17 protein-coding genes are annotated in these 22,839 nt (G+C 67.5%); 9 read left to right on the top strand and 8 right to left on the bottom strand.

What is annotated here, in order from left to right:
• Positions 1–51 precede the first annotated feature (51 nt).
• The 6 genes from A6A40_RS15835 to creD form a co-directional block, all read right to left on the bottom strand.
• Positions 52–504, bottom strand: coding sequence for a chemotaxis protein CheW (locus A6A40_RS15835; RefSeq protein ID WP_108546889.1), 453 nt, complete (start codon positions 502–504; stop codon positions 52–54).
• Positions 505–555: 51 nt separating this feature from the next.
• Complete coding sequence (locus A6A40_RS15830; RefSeq protein ID WP_108546888.1) at positions 556–2,568, bottom strand: chemotaxis protein CheA; 2,013 nt, start codon at positions 2,566–2,568, stop codon at positions 556–558.
• On the bottom strand, positions 2,565–2,933 hold the full coding sequence (locus tag A6A40_RS15825) for a response regulator (RefSeq protein ID WP_108546887.1): 369 nt from the start codon (positions 2,931–2,933) through the stop codon (positions 2,565–2,567). Before A6A40_RS15825 ends, A6A40_RS15830 begins: the two co-directional genes overlap by 4 nt.
• Before the next feature lie 4 nt (positions 2,934–2,937).
• On the bottom strand, positions 2,938–3,261 hold the full coding sequence (locus A6A40_RS15820; RefSeq protein ID WP_108546886.1) for an STAS domain-containing protein: 324 nt from the start codon (positions 3,259–3,261) through the stop codon (positions 2,938–2,940).
• A gap of 321 nt (positions 3,262–3,582) precedes the next feature.
• Complete coding sequence (locus tag A6A40_RS15815; RefSeq protein ID WP_211112037.1) at positions 3,583–5,001, bottom strand: glycoside hydrolase family 3 N-terminal domain-containing protein; 1,419 nt, start codon at positions 4,999–5,001, stop codon at positions 3,583–3,585.
• Positions 4,998–6,302 (bottom strand): cell envelope integrity protein CreD, encoded by a 1,305-nt coding sequence (gene creD / locus A6A40_RS15810; RefSeq protein ID WP_236783825.1) that lies wholly within the window; start codon positions 6,300–6,302, stop codon positions 4,998–5,000. The genes A6A40_RS15815 and creD overlap by 4 nt, the downstream gene beginning before the upstream one ends.
• Before the next feature lie 209 nt (positions 6,303–6,511).
• Here creD and A6A40_RS15805 point away from each other — a divergent pair, with 209 nt between their 5' ends.
• The 3 genes from A6A40_RS15805 to A6A40_RS15795 all read left to right on the top strand — a co-directional run bounded on the left by A6A40_RS15805 (position 6,512) and on the right by A6A40_RS15795 (position 11,300).
• Positions 6,512–7,195: a response regulator transcription factor gene (locus A6A40_RS15805; RefSeq protein ID WP_108546883.1), complete on the top strand. Its 684-nt coding sequence runs from the start codon at positions 6,512–6,514 to the stop codon at positions 7,193–7,195.
• Positions 7,192–8,817, top strand: a complete 1,626-nt coding sequence (locus A6A40_RS15800; RefSeq protein WP_108546882.1) for a sensor histidine kinase — start codon at positions 7,192–7,194, stop codon at positions 8,815–8,817. Before A6A40_RS15805 ends, A6A40_RS15800 begins: the two co-directional genes overlap by 4 nt.
• 293 nt (positions 8,818–9,110) lie before the next feature.
• Positions 9,111–11,300 carry a putative bifunctional diguanylate cyclase/phosphodiesterase gene (locus A6A40_RS15795; RefSeq protein ID WP_236783824.1) on the top strand — a complete coding sequence of 730 codons (2,190 nt, stop codon included), beginning with the start codon at positions 9,111–9,113 and terminating at the stop codon, positions 11,298–11,300.
• Between the two features lie 26 nt (positions 11,301–11,326).
• On the opposite strand, the gene A6A40_RS15790 is transcribed toward A6A40_RS15795, so the two are convergent.
• Positions 11,327–12,916 (bottom strand): sensor histidine kinase, encoded by a 1,590-nt coding sequence (locus A6A40_RS15790; protein ID WP_236783823.1) that lies wholly within the window; start codon positions 12,914–12,916, stop codon positions 11,327–11,329.
• Between the two features lie 204 nt (positions 12,917–13,120).
• Complete coding sequence (locus tag A6A40_RS15785; protein WP_108546880.1) at positions 13,121–14,110, bottom strand: BMP family ABC transporter substrate-binding protein; 990 nt, start codon at positions 14,108–14,110, stop codon at positions 13,121–13,123.
• 838 nt (positions 14,111–14,948) lie between these two features.
• On the opposite strand from A6A40_RS15785, the gene A6A40_RS15775 reads away from it, so the two are divergent.
• The 6 genes from A6A40_RS15775 to A6A40_RS15750 all read left to right on the top strand — a co-directional run bounded on the left by A6A40_RS15775 (position 14,949) and on the right by A6A40_RS15750 (position 22,806).
• Positions 14,949–15,599: a DedA family protein gene (locus tag A6A40_RS15775; protein WP_108546879.1), complete on the top strand. Its 651-nt coding sequence runs from the start codon at positions 14,949–14,951 to the stop codon at positions 15,597–15,599.
• 157 nt (positions 15,600–15,756) lie between these two features.
• On the top strand, positions 15,757–18,009 hold the full coding sequence (locus A6A40_RS15770) for a TonB-dependent siderophore receptor (protein WP_108546878.1): 2,253 nt from the start codon (positions 15,757–15,759) through the stop codon (positions 18,007–18,009).
• 19 nt (positions 18,010–18,028) lie between these two features.
• Positions 18,029–18,952: an ABC transporter substrate-binding protein gene (locus tag A6A40_RS15765; RefSeq protein ID WP_108546877.1), complete on the top strand. Its 924-nt coding sequence runs from the start codon at positions 18,029–18,031 to the stop codon at positions 18,950–18,952.
• Positions 18,945–20,939 carry a Fe(3+)-hydroxamate ABC transporter permease FhuB gene (gene fhuB / locus A6A40_RS15760; protein WP_108546876.1) on the top strand — a complete coding sequence of 665 codons (1,995 nt, stop codon included), beginning with the start codon at positions 18,945–18,947 and terminating at the stop codon, positions 20,937–20,939. Before A6A40_RS15765 ends, fhuB begins: the two co-directional genes overlap by 8 nt.
• Positions 20,939–22,021, top strand: a complete 1,083-nt coding sequence (locus tag A6A40_RS15755; RefSeq protein ID WP_108546875.1) for a siderophore-interacting protein — start codon at positions 20,939–20,941, stop codon at positions 22,019–22,021. The genes fhuB and A6A40_RS15755 overlap by 1 nt, the downstream gene beginning before the upstream one ends.
• Positions 22,018–22,806 carry an ATP-binding cassette domain-containing protein gene (locus tag A6A40_RS15750; protein ID WP_108546874.1) on the top strand — a complete coding sequence of 263 codons (789 nt, stop codon included), beginning with the start codon at positions 22,018–22,020 and terminating at the stop codon, positions 22,804–22,806. Before A6A40_RS15755 ends, A6A40_RS15750 begins: the two co-directional genes overlap by 4 nt.
• Positions 22,807–22,839 lie beyond the last annotated feature (33 nt).

The raw sequence follows: 22,839 nt of genomic DNA, 5'->3' as shown, positions 1-22,839 counted from the left end.
GATGGGGCGGGGCCGGTCGGTCTGGTGTCCGGTGGCCGGATCTCGGTTTGGTCAGTGGGTCGTGAAGATCCGGACGATGTCCGGAATGACGATGAAGTCGTCGCCGCGCTTGCCGATTCCCTTGATCAGCTCAGGGTTCCAGCGCATGCCGATGTCCGGGGTGTCCTCGATCGACGCGCCGGCGATGCTGGTCACCTCATGGACCTTGTCGGCCAGCAGCCCGACCACCGTCGGCTCCTCGTCCAGTTCGATCTCGACGACGACGATGCGGGTGTCGATGGTCGGCGGCGTGCACTCCATGCCGAACCGGATCCGCAGGTCGGCGAGCGGCACCACCTTGCCGCGGACGTTGATCAGATGGCTGACCAGGGGCGGCGCGCCCGGAACCTCGGTCTGCGGCACGATGTCCAGGATTTCGTGGACCGAATTGGCGTCGATGGCGAAGATCTCGCCGCCCAGCCCCAGGGTCAATGCTTCGAAGGTCTCTGTCCCGGTGACGGCCATCCCAGCCTCCCTGTCGCGTCTTTCGGTGAAATCGTCCTGTGGCGCGCCGCCTTAAGAGGCTTCGCGCCGCTGCTCCTGGATCTGTCCGGCGGCGACGATCTGGGCGATGTCCAGGATCAGAGCCACCGAACCGTCGCCGAGGATGGTGGCGCCGGAGAAGTTGGCGACGTCGGCGTGGAGCTTCGACATCGACTTGATGACGGTCTGGTGGTCGCCCAGAACCTGATCCACCACCAGCCCGACCCGCTTGTCGCCGGAAGAGATGATGACGATCTTCTGATAGGGATCGGGGGGATGGCGGACGTTGAAGCTGTCGCGCAGCCGCAGGAACGGCACCAGCGCGCCGCGGATGTTCAGGAAATTGCGGCCGGCGTGGCGGCGCTCGACGTCCGGCGGCAGTTCCACGCATTCCTCGACGGCGAACAGCGGGATGACGTAGCGCCCCTGACCGACCCGGACCAGCAGGCCGTCGATGATCGCCAGCGTCAGCGGCAGGCCGAGGGTGATCTCGGTGCCGCCTCCGGCGGTGCTGGAGACCTCGATGGTCCCGCGCAGCCCGTCGACCGTGCGCTTGACGACGTCCATGCCGATGCCTCGCCCGGATACGCTGGTCAATGTCCGCGCGGTCGAGAAACCGGGATGGAAGATCAGCTGGAACAGCTCTGCGTCCGAAAGCTTGGCGCCGGGCGGGATCAGATCCTGCTCCTCGGCCTTGGCCCGGATGCGGTCGCGGTCCAGCCCGCGCCCGTCGTCGCGGATGGTCATCAGCACGCGGGTTCCCGCATGACGCGCCGACAGGTGGATGCGGCCCTGCCGCGGCTTGCCCGCCGCCAGCCGGTCGGCCGCCGGTTCCAGCCCGTGGTCCAGGCTGTTGCGGATGATGTGGACGAGCGGATCGTTCAGCCGCTCGATCATCGTCTTGTCCAGCTCGGTCTCCTCGCCGGACATGGTCAGGAGCACGTCCTTGCCGAGTTCCTGCGAAAGATCGCGGACAAGCCGGCGGAACCGGCCGAACAGCGTTTCCACCGGAACCATGCGGATGCCCATGGTGATGTCGCGCAACCCGTTGGACAACCGCTCGATCTCTTCGGTAACGGACTTGATCTGAAGATCGACACTGTCGGAAATGAGCTGCTTCAGGCGGGCGTGGGCGATCACCAGTTCGCCGACCTGATCCATCAGATCGTCGAGCCGTTCCGCCGGCACGCGGATCGAATTGGCTACCGGCTGGGCTTTCCCCTTTTCCGGACCCGCATCCGCCTTCGATTGGGGCGGCTGGGTGACGGGCTGGACAGGGTCCGGCGGCGTCGGCACCGACGGATCGGGGAGATCGCAAACCATCGTCGGCGCCGGCGCCGGCGTGGGAGAGGATGCAAGGACGGGTTCGATGGTCAGTTCGGTTTCGTCGATGACGAAGATGAACACGTCTTCGATGGTCGACCGCGGACTGGTGGTGGTAAGAAGCACGTCCCACGCGATGTGGCAACGGGTCGGCTCCAGCTCCTCCAGCGGGGGAACGTCATCGGTCACGGCGACGATTTCGGCATCCCCCAACCCGCGCAGCTCGTCGAGCAGCAGCAACGGGTTGGTTCCGCGCTCCAGCGCGTCGGGAGCGAGCTTGAAACGGACCCGCCAAGTCGCCCGATCGTCCGCATCGTCAGGCTCCTGACGATGCGGCGCCGGCATCGTTGCGCTGCCGCTCTGTTCGGCCAGCCGGGCCAGGATCCGTTCGCCGGCCGCTGTGTCGGCATTGGCTGGATCGTCGATCAGGATGCGGATGTGGTCCTTGGCGGCAAGCGCGATGCCGATCATTGCCGGCGTGGCGGTCAGTTCGCCCTTGCGCATCCGATCGAACGCGCTTTCCAGGTGGTGGGTGAAGCTCGCCGCGGCCTCGAACCCGAACATCGAGCCGGAGCCCTTGATCGTGTGCAAAGCACGGAACGCCGTGTCGAGCGGCTCGCGATCGTCGGGGTTCTGCTCCAGCTGAAGCAGCGCGGTTTCGAGATCGGCCAGCAGTTCCGCCGCCTCTTCGCGGAAGACCTGGCCTGGATCGGCGCTGCTCATGCGCCGACGATCTTGCGGACGACGCCCAGCAGCTGGTCCTGCTGGAACGGCTTTACGATCCAGGCGGTGGCGCCGGCCGCCTTGGCTTCGGCCTTCTTCCCGGCATCCGACTCCGTGGTCAGGAAGACGATCGGAACGCCGCGATAGGCCGGGAGGGTCCGCAATTCGCGGATCAGCGTCAAGCCGTCCATGTTCGGCATGTTCAGGTCGGTCAGCACCATGTTGAAGCTGCCGGACTTGGCCTTGCTCAAGGCGTCGCGCCCGTCGGCGGCCTCCATCACCTGATAGCCTGCGGAAGACAGGGTCAGTTTGACCATCTGTCGCATGCTTGCGGAATCATCGACGGCAAGGATCGATTTCGTCATGTCTTTATACCTTCCCAACCCAAAATTCCTGGTCCGGGCGCGGCGCCCCGGATTTCGCGACGAGGCCGCAGCGCTCCAGTGCGTCGGAGAGCGTCCGGGCAAGCGGCTGCCGCATCCGCAGGTCCACTCCGCGCCGTTCTGCCACAACCCGAGCCGAGATCAGGGCTTGCAGAAAGCAGACATCCACCTCTGTGACCGATCGACAGTCGACCTCGACGAGCGAGGCGGTTTGAAGTGCCTGATGCAAGTGGTTGCAGATGGCTTCGACGGATGTGATCGTCGCCGGCCCTTCGCAAACAACCGTGGACTGTGGGCTTGAGTCGGACATTCGTCGGCTCCAGGAGGCGCGGAAGTGTCTTCCTCCGCGATCTTCTCCGTGTACCACATGCGATGATGCCGAAAATATCTAGGACCAACCCCAATAAGATGTATTACGACCAGTTCATCAAGCAATCAGACATTTACTTGCCGCAGTCTGAATTCTGGATTTCCGCCATAAATCAACGGTCAGGGTAAACTGGACCTGTCCGGAGACGCCGGAGAGCGTGCGTCATGCTGACCGGCCGGACCGAACAGGCCTGGGGATTGCTGGGGTGATGAAGACTCCGGCGGGGCAGGTCCAGTTCCAGGACATTGCGCGCCTGAAGTCCTACGGCCGTCCGGACGCCTGCAGGCGGGACATGGTGGGACTCCAATGCGGGAATGGCCATGCGCCGATCTTCCGGCTCACGCCGCCAAGCCTGCCAATGGCATTGGTTTGCCCGGAATCCCGCAAGCGCCTGTCACTCGCCGCGAGGACCGCCTGATCGAGCCGGCCGCGTTTCCCGGCATCCACGGCACAGGCCATGGCCCGGTAGAATTGGCTGCCGTCGAGCGCGAACAGCAGGAGATCCACACCGGCGTTGAGCGCTTCGACCACCGCGCGGCACAGTCCGTACTGATAAACCGGGGTCATGACCATATCGTCGGTGACGATCAGGCCGTCGAAACCCCAGTCCCGGCGGATCACCCCGTCGACCAACCGCCCAGAGTGGGATGCCGGCCGGTCGGGATCGACGGTCTCCACAATGGCATGGCCGACCATCAGAAGGGTCTGCGGATCGGCGGCCAGCACATGGCGGAAAGGCCGCCAGTCCGTTGCCTCCAGCACCTCGCGCGGTTCGCCGATGACGGCGCGGAAATGATGGGTGTCGCGTTGTGCCCGACCCAGACCGGGGAAATGCTTGGCCGTGGGCCGGACGCCAGCGTCGGCGACACCCCCGGCGTAGGCCGTCGCGACCTCGGCCACCACCTCCGGATCGTCGGAGATCGCCCGCTGCGCGATGAGGCTGTGGAAATCCAACGGATCGGGCGGATGGTCGCGGCGCAGATCAAGGACCGGCGCGAGGTTGATGGTCACGCCGATTGACTGCAGGTCCTGCCCATGCGCCTGCCCGAGAGCGTACGCGGCGGCGCGGCGCTCATCGGACGGCAGCTCCGCCAGAGCCGAAGGAGCGGCCCGATGCGGCAGCCAGGGCGACAGCCGTGACACGATGCCGCCCTCCTGATCGGCTGCCACCGCCAGCGGAGGCAGCCCGGCCCGCCGCCGGATCTCCTGCAAATGACCGATCTCGTCGCGCAGCATTTCGGCAGAGCGTCCGGCCAGATTGTGACGGGACACGAAGATCCCGCCGATCAGCCCACGCGCCGCCAGCGCTTCGACCTCCTCGACCTGCCGGTAGCCGACGATGAAGTGCCGGCCGAGCTCGACCGCGGAGGGGTCCGCCAACGACAGGATTTGCGCCTTCCGGATCTGGAACACGGCTTCCGCACCGACGGCGCAGAAGGGCACCGCCAGCCAGAGCAGTGCGAGCATCGGCCGTCGGCCAACGCCCGTCCACCACAGGACGAGCAGGGCGCACAGCCCTGCCGCTGCGATCAGGGGCAGCGACCAGCCCTTGACCGGAGTCATGTAGGGGTCGTGGATGTTGGCTCCCGCAAAGGCCAACAGCAGTCCGCCACCCCACCACGCGGCTTCCCGGCAGACGCTTCCCCGCAGGACACGGACCGTCCAGGCTAAGGCACTCACGGCTCCTCTCCCTGCCAGTCCACGCGCTGGGTGACGGCCATGACCGCCGACAGGACCAGGAACAAGGCGATCGTCCCCACCAGCAGCGAGTAGTTTTCCAGGCCGAGCAGGAGGTGGAGAAAGCCGAACAGGCTCGCAAGCGCCGTTGCGAAGACCAGGGTCGGCCCTGTGCGCCGGGTGACGGCCGCGGTATAGGCCGTCGCCTGGACCAGGACGAGCGCTGCGCTGATCCAGTAGCCGGCGATATAGCCGAACGGTTCGGCAAAGGACACCAGCAGAAGGGAAAACAGCGTCATCGACAGGCCGAGCAGTCCATATTGGACGATGTGGATGCGCACGTCGGCAAGAAGCTCGAACAGCGCATAGACCGTGAAGGACAGCACGACGAAGAGGCTCGCATATTTCGAAGCGCGGTTGATCATCCGGTAGGTGGGAACCGCCTCCAGCAACTCGACGCCGACCGAAGGGAGATACCGGGCTTCGGCCGAGTCCAGCAGTGCCGCATCGGAGCGGAGCGGCGGCCTGGAATAGTCGGAGACGTTCCACCGTGCTTCGAAGGCGTCGGCGGTCACGGAGGGGTCCGACGGCAGCACGGTGCCGACGAAGCTCGGCGTCGGCCACGGCGCCTTGATGACCGCGGTGGCCTGCCGGCCGTCCAGGGTCTGATGGAAGGCCCCGGTGCCACGCAGCGTCACCGTCGCCTGGAACTTCATCTCCACGCTCGTAGCAGGAGCCGCCGCCATCGTCGGACGGGCGGCGAGCGCGGCGCCCCAGCAGTCTTCGGCTCGGGCGACCAACTCCTGGCAACCCCGCCAGGGGATGGTCTCCCCGTTCCAGACCACATGGTCCTCGGCCGTCATGCCGGCCAGCCCCGACACCTGGAGAAGGAAGACGCTGTCCTGCCAGGAGATGGAGCTGCCGCGCCCGACGAGCTTTTCGAGGCTGGGGGCTGGCGGGACCGCGAATGTGCCGGTCATCTCCAGGGCCGCGGTATAGACGGTCGCGGAGAACAGGCCGCGCCTCTTGCGCTCCGGCACCAGGGCCGCCTGCGTCGCCAGGGTCGCGGGCGCGATCTTCAGGTAGCCGCGGGTCTTGCCGTCGGCGGCAAGATAGGGAACCGCCAGGACCGGCGTCCGAACGGTCTGTTCGGGACTCCAACTCCGCATCATCTCCTCCTGCATCTCGGACTGCCGGTCCGTGCGTTCCCCGATGATCCCGGAGACCGGCAGGCCGGCGATGAGGGTCACCGCCAGGAGCAGGACGATCTGCAGGAACTTCGCGGATCGACGGTTTCGGCGCATGGGCGACGGACCCGACCCGGCCGTTGCAAGGCCGGATGGAGAAGCGGGGGGGATATCGGGCGACACGGTCATTCGGACACTCCAGGAGGGGAAGAAGAACAGGCCCCCAGCGTGGCGTCCCGGCTTGCCGAGGCGATGACGCCGCCGTGCAGCCGGCAAGGAATCTCCGTGCAGAACTTGTGCAGATTATCGGGTAGGGTTGCGGTGCCATGACCAAGATCCTGCTGATCGACGACGATCCCCACATCCGCGACATCGTCCGCTTCGCCTTGAAGCGGGAGGGCTTTGCCGTCATCGAGGCCGGGGACGGCGTCCGGGGGCTGGCGCTGGCCCTGGGGGAAGCGCCAGACCTGATCCTGCTGGACATCGGCATGCCCGAGATGGACGGCACCGAGGTGTGCCGCCGGCTCCGCCGTGAAAGCCGGGTCCCCATCATCTTCCTGTCCTCGCGCGATGACGAGATCGACCGGATTCTCGGCCTCGAACTGGGGGGCGACGATTACGTCACGAAGCCCTTCTCCCCGCGCGAACTGACGGCGCGGGTCAAGGCGGTGTTGCGCCGGATGGTCCCGCCGGAACCGGCGGTCCAGGAACCCGTCCTCCGCCACAACCGCCTGCGCCTGGACCCGGAGGGCGTGCGCGCCTTCTGGGACGAGACGGAGGTGGCGCTGACCGCCACGGAGTTCGGCCTTCTGCGCACCCTTGCCGACCGGCCGGGAAAGGTGTTCAGCCGCGACGCGCTGATGGATGGCGCCTATGCCACCGAACGCTATGTGGCCGACCGCACCGTGGACAGCCATATCCGCCGGGTCCGGGCCAAGTTTCAGGCGGTGGGCGGCGCCCCGGTGGAAACCGTGCATGGGCTGGGCTACAAGCTGTCGGACTGCCGATGAGCCCGCCGTCCAGACGGCGACCGTCCATCGGGACCGTGCTGCTGGTCATGACCTTTGCGGCGCTGGTCCTGCCGTTGAGCGGCCTTTGGATCCTGCGTCTCTACGAAAGTGCCCTGATCCGCCAGACGGAATCGGAACTGATTGCCCAGGCCGGCGTGGTCGCGGCCTTCTACCGCGATGCTTGGCGCCGGGCCGGCGGCCGGGCGGAGGCGTTCGGCCCCCCGGTCGATCCGGTCTGGACACGCCCGCCGGGTTTCGACCCGCCCTGGACGCCGCGTTTCGCCAGCCTCGACCTTGCCGAGGACCCGATCCTTCCCCCGGCCCCCGATCCCGTCCCGGCGATGGCGACCGACCCGGCGGCCGCCATTGCCGGATCGACCCTCGGCCCGATCCTGCGCGAGGCGCAGCGCATCACCCTGGCGGGCATGAGGGTCACCGATCACCAGGGGGTGGTCGTCGCCAGCACCGGCGAAGAGATGGGCCTGTCCCTGGCGCGGCAGGACGAGGTCCGCCGCGCCCTTGCCGGCGAGGCCGCCAGTGTCCTGCGCGAACGCACGGGCCACGAACGCCAGGGCTACTCCAGCGGCCGGAACGCCAGCAGCCAGAACGGCCCGGCCGTGCCGGACCGGAGCCGGTCGGTGCGGGTCTTCACCGCCCAGCCCGTGCTCGACGACGGGCGCGTCGTCGGCGTGGTGGTGGTATCGCGCACGCCGCGCAGCATCGCCGACACCCTCTACGGCAAGCGCTGGCACCTTGCCGGGCTGGCGGTGCTGCTGCTCGTGTCGGTCGGGGTGCTGGTGCGGCTGGGGACGGTCGCCATCGCCCGCCCGCTCCGGACGGTCACCGGCATGGCGAAACGCACGGCGGACGGCGAACGGGGCGTGATGGTCCCGCTGCCGCGCCCGGTGGTGCGCGAGGTCGCCGAACTGTCGGATGCGCTGACCCGGATGGCCAGGACGCTGGAGGAGCGGGCCGACTACATCCGCGATTTCGCCGCCCATGTCTCACACGAATTCAAGACGCCTCTGACCACCATCCGCGGCACCGTCGAACTGCTGCGGGACCACATGGACAGCATGCCTCCCGCAGACCGGGACCGCTTCCTCGCCAACATGGACGCCGAAGCCGGACGGCTGTCCCGCCTCGTCCGCCGTCTGCTCGAACTGGCCCGCGCCGACGTGATGACGGTAACGGACGACGCTGTGACCGATGCCGTGCCGGTCGCCGCCCGTCTGGCCGACCGCTATGGCGCGGAAACCTCCCTGCCGTCGTCATTGCCGGTCGCCATCGGTCAGGAGTCCCTGGAAAGCGTCCTGGCGAACCTCATCGAGAATGCCAGGCATCATGCCGGCGCGGATGCGCAGGTGACCGTCACCCTGCGGGCCGAGGGGGAACGGGCGATCCTGCGGGTCGCCGACGACGGGCCCGGCATCTCGCCGGCGAATGCCAACCTCGTCTTCGTCCCCTTCTTCACCACCGCGCGCGAGCGCAGCGGCACCGGCCTCGGCCTCACCATCGCACGCGGTCTGGTGGAGGCCCATGGCGGTAGCATCGCCCTGCTGCCTTCCGAATGCGGGGCCCTGTTCGAGGTCCGGCTGCGCCGGAGCCGGGCATCGTCGTGAGTTGGCAAGTCATCCAGCCGAGCTTGGCAATCCCAAAAGACCCTGCTGCTGTGGCAGATGGACGGCCTTGACGATGGGGCAAAAGACCTTCGCCCATCCGTTTCCCTGGCCGTCACATAATCTTCACTCATCCGTCATGACTGCACATCGTTCGAGATCATAATTTGGCGCCATTGGAACAGGTGGGATTCGGGCGGTCGCCGATGGAAACATCCTCTGACAACGACGTGCTCGACGTAATCGAGGATGAGGCACGGACCGATGGAGCGACACCTGGGAGGGTATGGCGTCTGTTGCTGGTCGATGATGACGATATCGTGCATGCATCGACCAGCTACTCGCTTCACGATCTGGAGATCCTCGGTCGCCGGCTGGAGCTGACCCATGCGAATTCCGCTGCGGAAGCCTATGCCATCCTGCGGGAGGACAGCGATTTCGCCGTCGTCCTGCTCGATGTCGTGATGGAAACGCCGGATGCCGGATTGAAACTCGTCCGCATCATCCGGGAGGAACTGAAGCTGACCGCATTGCGGATCATCCTCCGCACCGGCCAACCGGGCTACGCGCCGGAATTGGCGGTGATCCGCGATTACGACATCGACGATTACAGAACGAAGTCGGAGATGACGCGCAACCGTCTGCTGACCTCGCTTTTCACGGCGTTGCGCGCCTACAGCCACATCCACGCGCTGGAGGTGAGCCGCAAGGGATTGGAGCGGATCATCGCGGCCTCGGCAGGACTGTTCCGCCGCAGTTCCCTGCGCTCCTTCTGCGAGGGCATCCTGCTGCAGCTCGGCGGCCTTCTCGATGTCGAAGCGAGCGGTTTCGTCCTCGCCCGTGTGGCGCCATCGACGGCGGCCAGGGTCGACGATGGCGGGGAGCCGCTCATCCTGGCGGCGGCCGGCCCCTTCCTCCATCTGTCGGGCACGCGCCTCAGCCATATGGAAGACGAGCCGCTGCGCAGGCTGATCGCTTCGGCGCTGGAGGAAAAGCGGAGCGTTTATCTGGACGGCGTCACGGTGCTCTATATTCCCGGCCAATCCGGGGACGATCTTGCCATCTATGTCGCAACCGGCCGGGAGATCGGCCCGGACGTCCGGCGCCTGCTGGAGGTCTTCTGCTCCAATGTCGCGCTTGGCTTCGACAATGTCTCCCTCCTCGACGATGTCCGGTCGCTCGCCTACCACGACACGCTGACGGGGTTGCCCAACCGCACCCTGTTCCTGGAGGAGATCGGCAGCCGGATCGCGCAACAGTCCGCATCGAGCGGCGTGCTGACGGTCCTTCTCCTCGACCTCGACCATTTCCAGTCGGTGAATGACGGTCTCGGCCATGAGACGGGCGACCGGCTGCTGCTGGCGGTTGCAAACCGTCTGTGCTCGGTGTTCAGCGACCAGCACGCGGTCAGCCGGATCGCCAGCGACATGTTCGGGGTGCTGGTCTGGCTGAAACAGCCGCTCGATCACCGGGATCTGGTCCGGGCGATCGAACTCTGCTTCGTCGATCCCTTCACCATCAACGGGCACCCCATCGATATCCGCATCTCGGGCGGCTATGTCCTGGCCGACGACCGGGAGCCGGATGTCCATCGGTTGGTCCGCCGGGCGGGGATGGCGTTGAAGGGAGCCAAGCGCGGCGGGCGTGGCCGCATCCTGCGCTTCGACCCGGCGATGGAGGAGGAACTGAGCGGGCGGCTTTCCTTGGTCAGCCGCCTTGCCGAGGCGCAGGCCAACGGACAATTCTCCCTTGTCTACCAGCCGCAGATCGCCCTGTCGGACGGGATCGCCTTCGGCAGCGAGGCCCTGCTGCGCTGGCAGTTGCCGGAGGGAACCTGGGTCAGGCCCGACCGGTTCATCCCGGTTGCCGAAGACGCCGGCCACATCCTCAGTCTGGGCGAATGGGTCCTGCGGCAGGCCTGCCTGCATCAGGTCCAGTGGCGGGACGGCTCCGTCGGGCGGCTTCGCATGGCGGTCAACGTCTCGGTGCGGCAGTTGCGCGATGGCAGCTTCGTCCGCAGCGCCGACCGCATCCTCACCGCCTGCAACGCCGAGCCGCGCGACATCGAACTGGAGATCACCGAAAGCCACGCCATGGAGAACGACCAGGTTCTTGCGACCGTCCGGACGCTGCGCGGCATGGGCTTCAGCATCGCCATCGACGATTTCGGCACCGGCTACTCGTCGCTGTCGCGGCTGCAGCAGCTCCCCGCCTCCGTTCTCAAGATCGACCGCTCCTTCGTGACGGATCTCGGAACCCACCCGGAAAGCCGCAGCATTGCCGCGACCATCGTGAAGGTCGGCCAAGAACTGGGAATGACCGTCCTCGCCGAAGGGGTCGAGACGGCCGAGCAGGAGGAGATCCTGCGGTCGCTCGGCTGCGACGCCGCGCAGGGCTATCTCTACGCCAGGCCGATGCCGGCCCAGCAGTTCGAACGCTGGCTTCTGGACAGCGCGCCGGTCCGTCGGCCCGCAACGGTGTCCTGAACCCTGGGCCGGGACCACCGGTCAAGTCAGGACGGCATGGCCACCGTCTCTTCAGCGGCGTCATGCCCGGATTGTCGCGGAGCCACCAGCGGCATGACCATTGAGAAGCGGGTTCCCTGGCCGATCTGGCTCTCCACCGCCACCACCCCGCCGAGAACCCGCATGACGATCGCGTAGACGATGTGCAAACCGAGCCCGCTGCCGCCCGACCCGAGCTTGGTGGAGAAGAACGGGTCGAAGATGCGCGGCAGAACCGCCACCGGAATGCCTGCCCCGTCGTCGGCCACGGTCAAGGCCACATGCCGGCCATCCTCCTCCAGCACCGCGGCGATGGTGATGGTCCCCGCCACCGACGCGTCGGCAAAGCCATGGATCATGGCATTCGTCATCAGATTGGTCAGCACCTGGCCGAGGGCCCCTGGAAAGCTGTCCATGACCACCCCGGCGGGCAGCTTCAGATCGATGGACACCGGGGAATGCCTATAGGTCGGCCGCAGCATGGCGACGACCTCACCACAGACGACATCAAGTTCGAACCGGCGGCGCAGCTCGCCGGTCTGGTCGACGGCCACGCGCTTGAACCGGCCGATCAGCTCGGATGCGCGCAGCAGATTGCCGACCAGAAGCTGGCTGGCCGTGCCGAAGCTGCCGGAATAGGCCCGGATGACCGACCGACGCAGCTCCTTTCCCTCCAGAATTGCCTGGAACTCCGTGACCTTTTCGGAAAGCGTCGTCGCGACCGTCAGACCGCTTCCAATCGGCGTGTTGATCTCGTGCGCGATGGCGGCGACCATGCCGCCGAGCGCCGCCAGCTTCTCGGAGCGGATCAGTTCGTTCTGCGCACGCTTCAGGGTTTCCAGAGCAGCGCTCAGCTCCTCGGTGCGTTTGGCGACGATCTCTTCGATCACCTCCATATGGCGGGCCTGACGCTCGATGAACTCCAACCGCTCCGCCGCATGCTGCTTCAAGGTGCCGAGCGCCGCCGCCATCCGTCCGACCTCGTCCCGGCGGTCGATCCGCGGAATCTCCAGATCGACCCGTCCGGCCGCCAGCATCGCCATACAGTCGGTCATCCGATGGATGGGCAGGGTGACGCCACGGACGATGGCCGCCAGCAGGCAGCACACCGCAGCCAGCAGGCCCAATCCGCTCCAGGCGATCGCCCAGGCCCGGCTGTTGATGATCTGCTCCGCACGCGCGGTCGTCAGGTAGAGCTGCAACTGCCCGATCCGCTGCCCCGCGCCCGGCTCCCCTGCCTGTCCCGCTGCCTGTCCCCCCGCCGCGGGTCTGATCAGGGAAACCTGTTCCACGATCAGCCCATGGCGCGACGGGCCGGCATCCCCCAGCCTGAGGAAGACCGAACCGCCGCTTTCGACGATGATCGCGCCGACGAAATCAGGGTCATCGGACAGAGGACGCAGCATCGCCTGTGCCGCAAGCCGGTCGACGTTCCACAGCGCGTCACCGACCCCGCCCGCCAGAAGAGCGACCGTTTGCCGGGCCCTGGCCTCCAGCGCAGTCCGGGCGTCCCGACTGGAATAGCTGATCGCAACCACCACCGCCAGGCCGACCGCCAGCAGCAGGGGAAGGCAGATCATCCCGACGGTCCGCATCATCAGGCTTTCCGAGAATGCGGCGCCGATCCGCGCAAAAGCGCCGGAAACCGCCGAAGCGCCCCGAGCGGATGAACCCTGCATGGTCACAGCCAGGACTTTCGGTACTGGACTGCGAGATCATCCGCAGGCGATGGCATGGCTTACCTCGATGGTTGCTTGGAACCGGTTGCGGAAGGGATTGCCGGCAAACATGCGGCATTCGATTCAGCGGCAGGCCTCGACCAGTTCGGCCGGCTGCACGGCCAGCCTTCCGCCGGCGATTTCCGCCGCCGCCGTTTCGAGCCGGGGCGCCAGGCCAGCGACCAGGCTGGCGTTGGCCTCGTCTCTCGCCCAATCCACGCCTCGCTCCGCCAGCCCGAGATGCTGCACGCCGGCGGTCCATGTGCCCTCATGCGCATCCCGCAAGGCAAGATAGGCGGCGACGTCGACCCGCTTCAGCGCCGATGTCAGGACATGGCCGGGAAACAGGACATTCTGGTTCGTGTCCACGCCGATTCCCAAATGCCCGGCTGCCGCCATCCTCTCCAACACGGCGGTCCCGGCATAACCGGCGGCGGCGAAAGCGACATCGGCGCCCTCGGCGATCAGCTGATCCGTCATGCTGTGCGCGGCGTCCTTGTCGCGGAATGCGTTCGCATCGCTGCCGAGGAAGCGGCGTAGCAACCGGGCCGATGGACGGGTCGCCATCACGCCCTGGACGAAGCCGCATTCGAAGCGCTTGATCGGTGGAATCGGCACTGCGCCGATGAAGCCGACCGTACCGCTGCCGCTCGCCAATCCCGCCGCCATGCCGACCAGATAAGCGGCCTCGTCCTCGCGGAAGAGGATGGAGCGCACGTTCGGCAGATCGACCCGGCCGTCGATCAGGGTGAAATGCACGTCCGGAAACTCCTGCGCCACGGTCGAAACCGCGCCTTCATTGACGAAGCCGATCAGCAGGATGTTGCGGATTCCATAGTGCGCGAAATTCCGCATCGACCGGACGCTCTCTTCCTCGGTGCGGATGATGTTCTCGCGCGCATCGATGCCGGTTTCGGTCTTGAAGCGCTGCAGGCCGCGCAGGGCCAGTTCGTTGAATCCGCCGTCCGTCTTGGTGTTGTTGAAGATGATGGCGAACTGGCGGTCGGCAGGAGTTTCGGCCCGGCCGGGTGAAGCCATCGCCACGACAAACAGCATGATCAGCAGGAAGGGCATCGGGCTTCACCTCGTCAGGACCGACTTGGCTGCACTGTCGCAGAGCTGCTTTGCGACAGAATGACTATTGAATGACGGTTTGGTGGCCTCTGAAATGAAATTGATAGCTAACCTTCAATCGTCGCCGCATGCATGTGAAAAGAATATCAACGATGTTTTTCTCTGAAAATAATCAGTATGCTTATATTGGCAATGGGCAGTCAATCATGCGGCAATCGACATTGCCACAGCGCATTTCACGAAGTGTCTCTCCGCCTTTCTGTCCAGTGCCGGAGCCGGGATCTGGCCGCCCAAGACGTATTGTCGGCACCAGCCCCACCGGCCTTGCCCCGCCTGAAGCCGGGCGTGGTCGATGGCTATGTGAATGCCAAGCCGGTGGGCGACGCCATTGCGGCAAACAGTCTGAAGCCGGAAGCGGTTGTCGGGGATACCGCCAACTGAGCTGATGTGGTGGAAGGGCCGTCCACCACATCACCTCAACTCCGAAATTTTCGAACGCGCCCTGCTCTGGTTGTTGGGTACGAATGCCCGATACGAGCGTAAGCGAAGCGCTCAGCGGATGCCGACGCGATAAATTGCGCGCGGCGGACTTGAATGATCGTGGGGGCGCGTCCAGCTGTGGTTCGCCTGGACCTCGGCTATTCCGCCGACGCAGACGTGGCAGGGAAGCCGGTTCCCGCCATCTGCGCTCACGCTGAAGGGCGTGATCGGGCTTTGAGAAATTCGACGGCTTCACCGACCTGGAAAAGGACTTGACGCTTCCCATGACCGACCTGCATCGACCGCTCACCGTCAGTCAGCGTCCTGCAAGGCTCGAGACGACGCGGGCGCAAAAGCCGTGCTGACGGGACTGCCGGACTTCGCAGCCCAGGGGGCCGCTCTCGCCGCCTTCATCGAAGCGCATGCGGAGTGGGCGGAAGCCATCATCTTCCTGATGGCCTTTGCCGAGGGGCTGACACTCGTCGGGCTTCTCATTCCCGGTGTCGTCATGCTGATCGCGACCGGTGCGCTTGTGGGCGCGGGCGTTCTCGATTTCTGGTCGGTCTATCTGGCGATCGCCGGCGGCGCCATCCTGGGGGACGCCACCTCCTACTGGCTGGGCCGCCGTTATGGCGAGCGCCTGTTCCGGATATGGCCGTTGAGCCGGCAGCCCGACCTGCGCCGCCGTGGCGAAGCCTTCTTCCTGCGGCATGGAAGCAAGAGCGTGTTCCTGGCGCGCTTCATCGGGCCGCTGCGCGCGGTGGTTCCGACCACCGCCGGCATGTTGGCGATGCCCCATCGGAAATTTCAGGTCTTCAACGTCCTGTCGGCCGTGATCTGGGCTCCGCTGCTGCTGTCGCCGGGCCATCTTGCCTGGACCGGCTACGATATTAGCGGAATGGGTGGCCGCACCGCACCGGCGGCAGAGGGCAATGCGGGACAAGGCGCGGCAAAATCCTGTGCGCCCGCTCCGCCGGTTGCCGGGCTGCCGGAAAGACCGGGCTGCTGACCCCCCATTGGCAGCCTCGAGGGCGGCGTCGGGAGAAAAATCCGTGCGCATGAAGAATTCCCCTTAATATTTGCCTACCCCCTTCGTCTTAGAGCCGGGAGACGGGTTTCGCAGGCAGCGGAGCCCGCCCGATGGAGCTTCGACTGGGGGAATAGAGATGGAGATCGAGGTTGGGTCGGCCGCAACGGCCGTCCGTCCGGCGACGGGCAAGCGCGGGCGTCTGAAGCCCTTCCTGCTGGCGACAGCGATGGCCGGACTTGCGCTGCTGGCGAACCAGTCGGCCGGTCTGGCACAGCAGGCGACGGATGGCGGCCAAGCCGGCAACACCCAGGCGACCGGCGGCGGCATGGTGCTTGCGCCGATTTCCGTTCAGGGCGTCGTCGGCGGCACCGAGGGTTATGTCGCGACCCGCAGCGCCGTCGGCACCAAGGTCGAGACGCCGCTTGTCGAAATCCCACAGACCATCTCCGTCGTCACCCGCAAGGAGCTGGACCAGCGCGCGGTGCAGGATTTCGCCGGTGCGGTCGCCTATTCGCCCGGCATCGCGGTGGTCGATTACCCCGGCGGTCCCGGCGCCCCGGATTTCTCGATGCGCGGCTTCCGCGACTTCAACCTGTTCGGCATCTATCGTGACGGCCTGCGGGCCGGCTTCAACAACTACGACACCAATTTCGAGCCCTACGGGCTGGAGCGCGTCGATGTGGTGAAGGGGCCGTCGTCGGTCCTGTTCGGCCAGACCTCGCCCGGCGGCGTTGTGAACCTGACCACGAAGCGGCCGACCGACAAGCCGCTGCACGAGATCCAGCTGCAGACCGGCAGCTTCGACCGCCGTCAGGCCGCCTTCGATTTCGGCGGGCCGGTGGACGGCGACGGCAAGGTGCTGTACCGCCTGACCGGTCTCGGCCGCATGTCCGACAGCCAGGTCGACCATGCGCCGGACGACCGCGTCTACATCGCGCCGGCCGTGACCTTCAAGCCGACCGACAAGACCAAGATGACCCTGCTCGCCAGCTATCAGAAGCTGAAGATGAGCGGTTCGGAGCAGAGCATTCCGCGCAGCTCGATGGATCTGATCGGCACCGATCTCTATTTCGGTGTCCCCGGATATTCCGACTGGAAGGTGCAGAACACCACCATCGGTTACGAGCTGGAGCATGAGATCAGCCCGGACTGGACCTTCCACCAGAATGCCCGCTACATGCATTCGCGGGTCAACTTCGTCAGCGCCTTCAGCACCGCGTGGCCGGTCGAGCTGGTGAACGGGCGATTCTATCCGGTCGGGGTGCAGGACCGTCCGAAGACCACCGAGACCTATCTGCTCGACAGCAACGTCCAGGGCAAGGTATCGACCGGGCCGGTGTCGCACACCATTCTGGCCGGCGTCGACTATGCCTATTACATCGGGCGGGAGACGCGGCGCAATTCGCTGAACGCGCTGGTGATCGACGTTCTCAACCCGAGCTATCCGGGGACCGATTTCCTCTATGGCGATCCCTGGGTGGACGGCAAGAGCAACCTGACCCAGATCGGCGCCTACCTGCAGGACCAGCTGCGCTACGAGAACTGGATACTGACGCTCAGCGGCCGTCAGGACTGGGTGGTCGGCAAGGAGACGAACAACCTGTCCAGCAGCTTCCAGACCGCGCGCGACCATCACTTCACCGGACGCGTCGGCCTGGGCTATGTCTTCGACAACGGCATCGCGCCCTATGCCAGCTACGCGACCTCGTTCCAGCCGACCACCGGCACCTATGCACCGCAGCGTGGCGGCGGCACCTTCAAGCCGACCACCGGCACCCAGTACGAAGTGGGCGTGAAGTATCAGCCGAACGGCTGGAACAGCTTCATCTCCGCCTCGCTCTACCACATCACCCAGCAGAATGTCGTCACCAACGACCCGGTGTTCAGCGGCTTTTCGGTGCAGGACGGCGAGATCCGCAGCCGCGGCATCGAGCTGGAAGGCAAGATGGAGCTGACGGAGGAGTTCAGCCTGATCGCCTCCTACGCCTTCGTCGATGCCGAGATCACCAAGGACAACCCCGCCGTCGGTTCCACCGCCAGCTCGGTCGGGCTGCGTCCGAAGGGGATTCCGCGCCACATGGCGTCGGCCTGGGGCGACTACACCGTCAAGTCGGGTCCGCTGACCGGGCTTGGCCTCGGCGTCGGCGCGCGCTATGTCGGCTCGGCCAAGAACACGGCCAACACCGAGACCATCCCCGACTACACGCTGGTCGATGCCGCCGTCCGTTACGATCTGGGCGCGCTGCGGTCCGAACTGCAGGGCGCCAGCGTCGCGCTCAACGTCAGCAACCTGACCGACAAGAAGTATCATTCGGCGGGCTTCTACGACAACACCGTGCTGTACGGCAACCGCCGCCAGGTCCTGGCGACGCTGAAGTACAGCTGGTAAGGCGCGACGGTTGCGGCCGATGCCCGACATTGCCGGCGACCTCGACCGCCGCCGGTTCCTCCGCATGGCCTCCGCGCTGCCGTTCGGTCTCCTGGCCGGCGGCGTGAGGCCGGTGCGGGCCAAGGATGCAGGCGGGGTCTGTGCGCTCGACTGGACGAGCGCGCAGGCCCTGCTGTCGCTGGGCATCGTTCCGCGTGGTCTGCCGGAGATCGACCGCTACCGCCGTTCGGTGATCGAGCCGGCGGTGCCGGACGGCGTTCCGGACATCGGCGCGCGGGCGGAGCCGAATCTGGAACTGCTCGACCGGCTGGCTCCCGCCCGTTTCGTCAGCGACGGCATGCTGTCGGCGGTGCGCGGGCGGCTGGAGCGGATCGCTCCGCTGACCCTCTACCAGCCCTTCGACACCCGGTCTGCGGAAGGCGGCGGGTGGAGCGGCCAACTCGCCTTCGCCATCGCCTCCCTGCGCGGGCTGGCAGGCGATCTGGGCGTGCCGGAGGCGGCCGACCGCGCGGTCGGCCGGCTCGACCATGCGCTGGAGGAGGCGCGCGACCGCCTGTCCGGCACGGCGCGGCGACCGCTCTATGTCCTCAGCGTCCTCGACGGGCGCCGCGTCCTGATCCATGGGCGCAACAGCCTGTATCAGGAGATTCTCGACCGGCTGGGGATCGGGAATGCCTGGACCGGTCCCAGCGGACCCTATGGTCATGCCACCGTGACCATGGACCGGCTGACCGGGCGGCCCGATGCCGGGCTGGTCAACATCGGCAGCGAAGGCCAACGGGCGCTGGAGGCGCTGGCCGGCCTGCCGCTGTTCGCCGGGCTGCCCTTCCTGCGCGAAGGCCGCGTCACCATCCTGCCGCCCATCCTGTTCTATGGCGGCGTCCCGACGGCCGAGCGGTTCGTCCGCCTGCTCGGCGAAAGGCTTCCGCAGAGCCATGGCTGACACCGCGATGCCGCCCGCCGCCCGCCGCTTCGGCCCCGCATGGCCGGTGACCGGCCTCATCCTGCTGGCCGGGCTGGCCTCCCTTCTCGTGCTGGACCGCCAATTGCCGCCCGATCTGTGGTGGCGGGCGCTGGTCGATCCCGATCCGGCCAGCCTCGACCAGCTGGCCGCCCATTATGTGCTGTTCCCGCGCTTTGTGGTCGCCCTGCTGGTCGGGGCGGCGCTGGGGCTTGCCGGAGCGATCCTGCAGCAGGTGCTGCGCAACCCGCTGGCGGAGCCCGCCACCCTCGGCATTTCCGCCGGCGCGCATCTGTCGCTGGCGGTCGCCACCCTGTGGGTTCCCGACGCGCTGGCGCTGGGGCGGGAATGGGTGGCGCTGGCCGGGGCGGGGCTGTCGGCGGCGGCGCTGCTGGCGCTGTCCTGGCGCAAGGGGCTGTCGCCGGTGACCGTCGTCCTCGCCGGCCTCGTCCTCAGCCTTTATGCCGGCTCGGTCAGCGGCGTGATGGTGCTGTTCAACCACGATCTGCTGATCGGCCTGTTCCTGTGGGGCGCCGGCTTCCTCGACCAGCAGGATTGGGGCATGGCCGCCTTCCTGGCGCCGCGGCTGGCCGTGCTGGCGGCTGCCGCCCTGCTGGTGCTGCGCCCGCTGGTCCTGCTCGGTCTCGGGGAGGGTGGGGCGCGCAGCCTTGGCCTGTCGGTGGTGGGCGCCCGTCTGGCCGGGCTGCTGATCGCGGTGATGCTGGCCGCGCTGACCGTCGCCGCGGTCGGCGTGGTCAGCTTCGTCGGGTTGGCCGCCCCGACCATCGTCGGCATGGCCGGCGCCCGCCGGCTGGGTCAGCGGATGCTGTGGGCGCCCCTGTGCGGCGCCGCCCTGCTGTGGGCGACCGACGCCCTGGTGCTGTTGGCGCCGATCACCTACCGTGAACTGCCGACGGGCGCCGTCACCGCGGTTCTCGGCGTGCCGATGCTGCTGTGGCTGCTGCCGCGGCTGCGAACGTCCGCGCCGCCGGTCATGTCCGCCGCTCCCCAGCCGCCACGGGCGACCCGGCCTGTCCTGGTGCTCGCCGGCACCGCCCTGCTGCTGCCGCTGGCCCTGTGGGCGGCTGTCGCCTTCGGCACCGGACCGGACGGCTGGGAGTGGAGCGTCGGCGGCGAGCTTGCCGCGCTGGAGCCCTGGCGCCTGCCGCGGGCGCTGGCGGCGCTGTCGGGCGGGGCCATGCTGGCGATGGCGGGTGCGATGCTGCAGCGGATGACCGGCAACCCGCTGGCGGCGCCGGAGATCCTCGGCGTCTCCTCCGGCGCGATCCTCGGCGTGGTCGTGCTGATGTTCTCGGCCGACGCGCCTGGGCGTGGCGCGCAGATCGCGGCCGGCGGAGCGGGAGCGGTCGCCGTCCTTGCGGCAATGTTGGCACTCGGCCGCAAGGACGGCTTCTCGCCCGACCGGCTGCTGCTGGCCGGCATCGCCACCAGCTCCATCTCCGGGGTCGTCGTCGCCCTATTGATGGCCGGACAGGATCCGCGCCTGCAGACGCTCGTCACCTGGCTGTCGGGGTCCACCTACATGGTGGGATGGACCGACGGGCTGGTGGCACTGGCGCTGGCCCTGCTCGGCGTCGGCGCAATTCCTTTCGTCGCCCGCTGGCTCGACCTGCTGCCGCTCGGCGGCGGGGTGGCCGCCGCCCTTGGGGTCGGCCCGTCGCTCAGCCGTGCCGTGCTGTTCAGCCTGTCGGCCCTGCTGACCGCGGCGGCGACGCTGATCGTCGGGCCGTTGAGCTTCGTCGGGCTGATGGGGCCGCATCTGGCCCGGATGATCGGCCTGCAACGCGCAGCGGCCCATCTCGCCGGCTCCGCCATGCTCGGCGGTCTGGTCATGCTGTTGGCCGACTGGCTCGGGCGCAGTGTGATCTTTCCCTATCAGGTGCCGGCCGGGCTGCTCGCCTCGGTGATCGGCGGACCCTTTCTTCTCTGGCTGCTGGGACGGCGCTGATGCCCCGCTTCTCCTGCGACACGACGGTTCCCCACGACCATCCGTCCGCCGCCGCCGGCCGGCTGGTCGCCGCCGCCGAGCCTTATGGACTGTCCTTCACCCGTGAGGGCGACACGCTGGCGGCGGGAGGCGGGTTCGGCCGTCTTGTGCTGACCATCGGCACCGATGCCCTGCATCTGCGGGCCGAAGCGGATGACCGCGGCCTTTTGGAGCGGTTGCGCGCCTCCGTCGGCGAACAGCTGGTCGCCCTGCTCGGGGAGGATGCCGCCATCGCCTGGACCGGCGATGTGGAGACCGGACCGCTGTTCGCCGACTTCCGCGAGATCCGTGTCACCGCCGTCCGGGACCTGACGCCGCGCCTGCGCCGCATCACCTTCCGCGGCACCGACCTCGCCCGCTTCGCCACCCCGGACAACCTGCATGTCCGGCTCTACCTGCCGCCGCCGGGGGGCGAGGTGCCGTCCTGGCCGCGCCCCGGACCGGACGGGAGGCCGCTCTGGCCCGAACCGGACCGACGCCCCGCGGTCCGCTATTACACCCTTCGGCGCATCGACGCCGATGCGGGCGAACTGGACATCGATTTCCTCCTCCATGCCGACGGGGGGCCCGGCACCTCCTTCGCCATGGGGGCCCGGCCCGGCGACCTCTGCGGCATGTCCGGCCCCTGCGGGCTCGGCCTCCGTCCGGCCCCTTGGCATCTGCTGGCCGGCGACGAGACGGCGCTTCCCGCCATCGCCCGCATTCTGGAGGAACTGCCGCCTGCCGCCCGCGGCACCGCCCTGATCGAGGTGGAGGATGCGGCGGACGAACTGCCGCTCCGGGCTCCCGCCGGTTTCATCGTCCGCTGGCTGCACCGTGGAGAGGGCGGAACCACGGCGCCGCTGGTTGAGGCGGTGCGCACCCTGACGCTGCCGTCCGGCCCCGCCGACCTGTTCGCCTGGATCGCCTGCGAGTTCGACGACCTCGCCCGTCTGCGCGAGCATCTGCGCGGACGCGGCATCGACCGCGACCGCATTCTGGCGGTCGCCTACTGGCGGCGCAGCCCGCCTGTATCCTCATCGGACCGCAGGATTTCCCCATGACGTCTTCATCTGCGCCGCTGTTCCGGCTGGACGGGGTGAGCTTCGCCCTGCCGGACCGCCTCCTGCTCGACCTGCCGTCCTGCGACCTGTTTCCCCGCCGGGTGACGGCGCTGATCGGCCACAACGGCTCCGGCAAATCGACCCTGTTGAAGATCCTCGCCCGTCAGCAGCATCCCAGCGGCGGCCGGGTGCTGTTCGACGGCCAGCCGCTGGAGCGATGGAAACAGCGGGACCTGGCTCGCCGGATCGGCTATCTGCCGCAGCACATGCCGCCCGCCTCGGGTCTGCTGGTGCGGGAACTGGTGGCGCTCGGCCGGTATCCCTGGCATGGCGCGCTCGGCATCTTCCGGGCCGAGGATGCCCGCAAGGTCGAGGAGGCGCTGGCGCTGACCGACACCGCACGCTTCGCCCACCGCCTGGTGGACAGCCTGTCGGGCGGCGAGCGGCAGCGGGTGTGGCTGGCAATGCTGATCGCACAGGATGCCGGCTGCCTTCTTCTGGACGAGCCGATCTCGGCGCTCGATGTCGCTCATCAGGTGGAGGTGCTGGCCCTGGTCCGCCGCCTGTCGCGGGAGCGCGGCATCGGCGTGATCGCGGTGCTGCACGACGTGAACATGGCCGCCCGCTTCTGCGACGAGATCGTCGCCCTGCATGGCGGGCGGTTGATAGACCGCGGCACGCCGGCCGAGATCATGACGCCCGCCCGGCTCGGCGCCATCTACGGACTGCCGATGGCTGTGATCCCTCATCCGGTGTCCGGAGAGCCGGTCGGGCTGGTCCGCTGACGTCGCGCTCTCCTTCTTGCCGGCACCGGGCGT

The organism is Azospirillum humicireducens, from assembly GCF_001639105.2.
GTDB classification, from domain to species: Bacteria; Pseudomonadota; Alphaproteobacteria; order Azospirillales; family Azospirillaceae; genus Azospirillum; species Azospirillum humicireducens.
The sequence above is the reverse complement of the archived record's forward strand: the minus strand, read 5'-3'. Positions and strand labels throughout refer to the sequence as shown.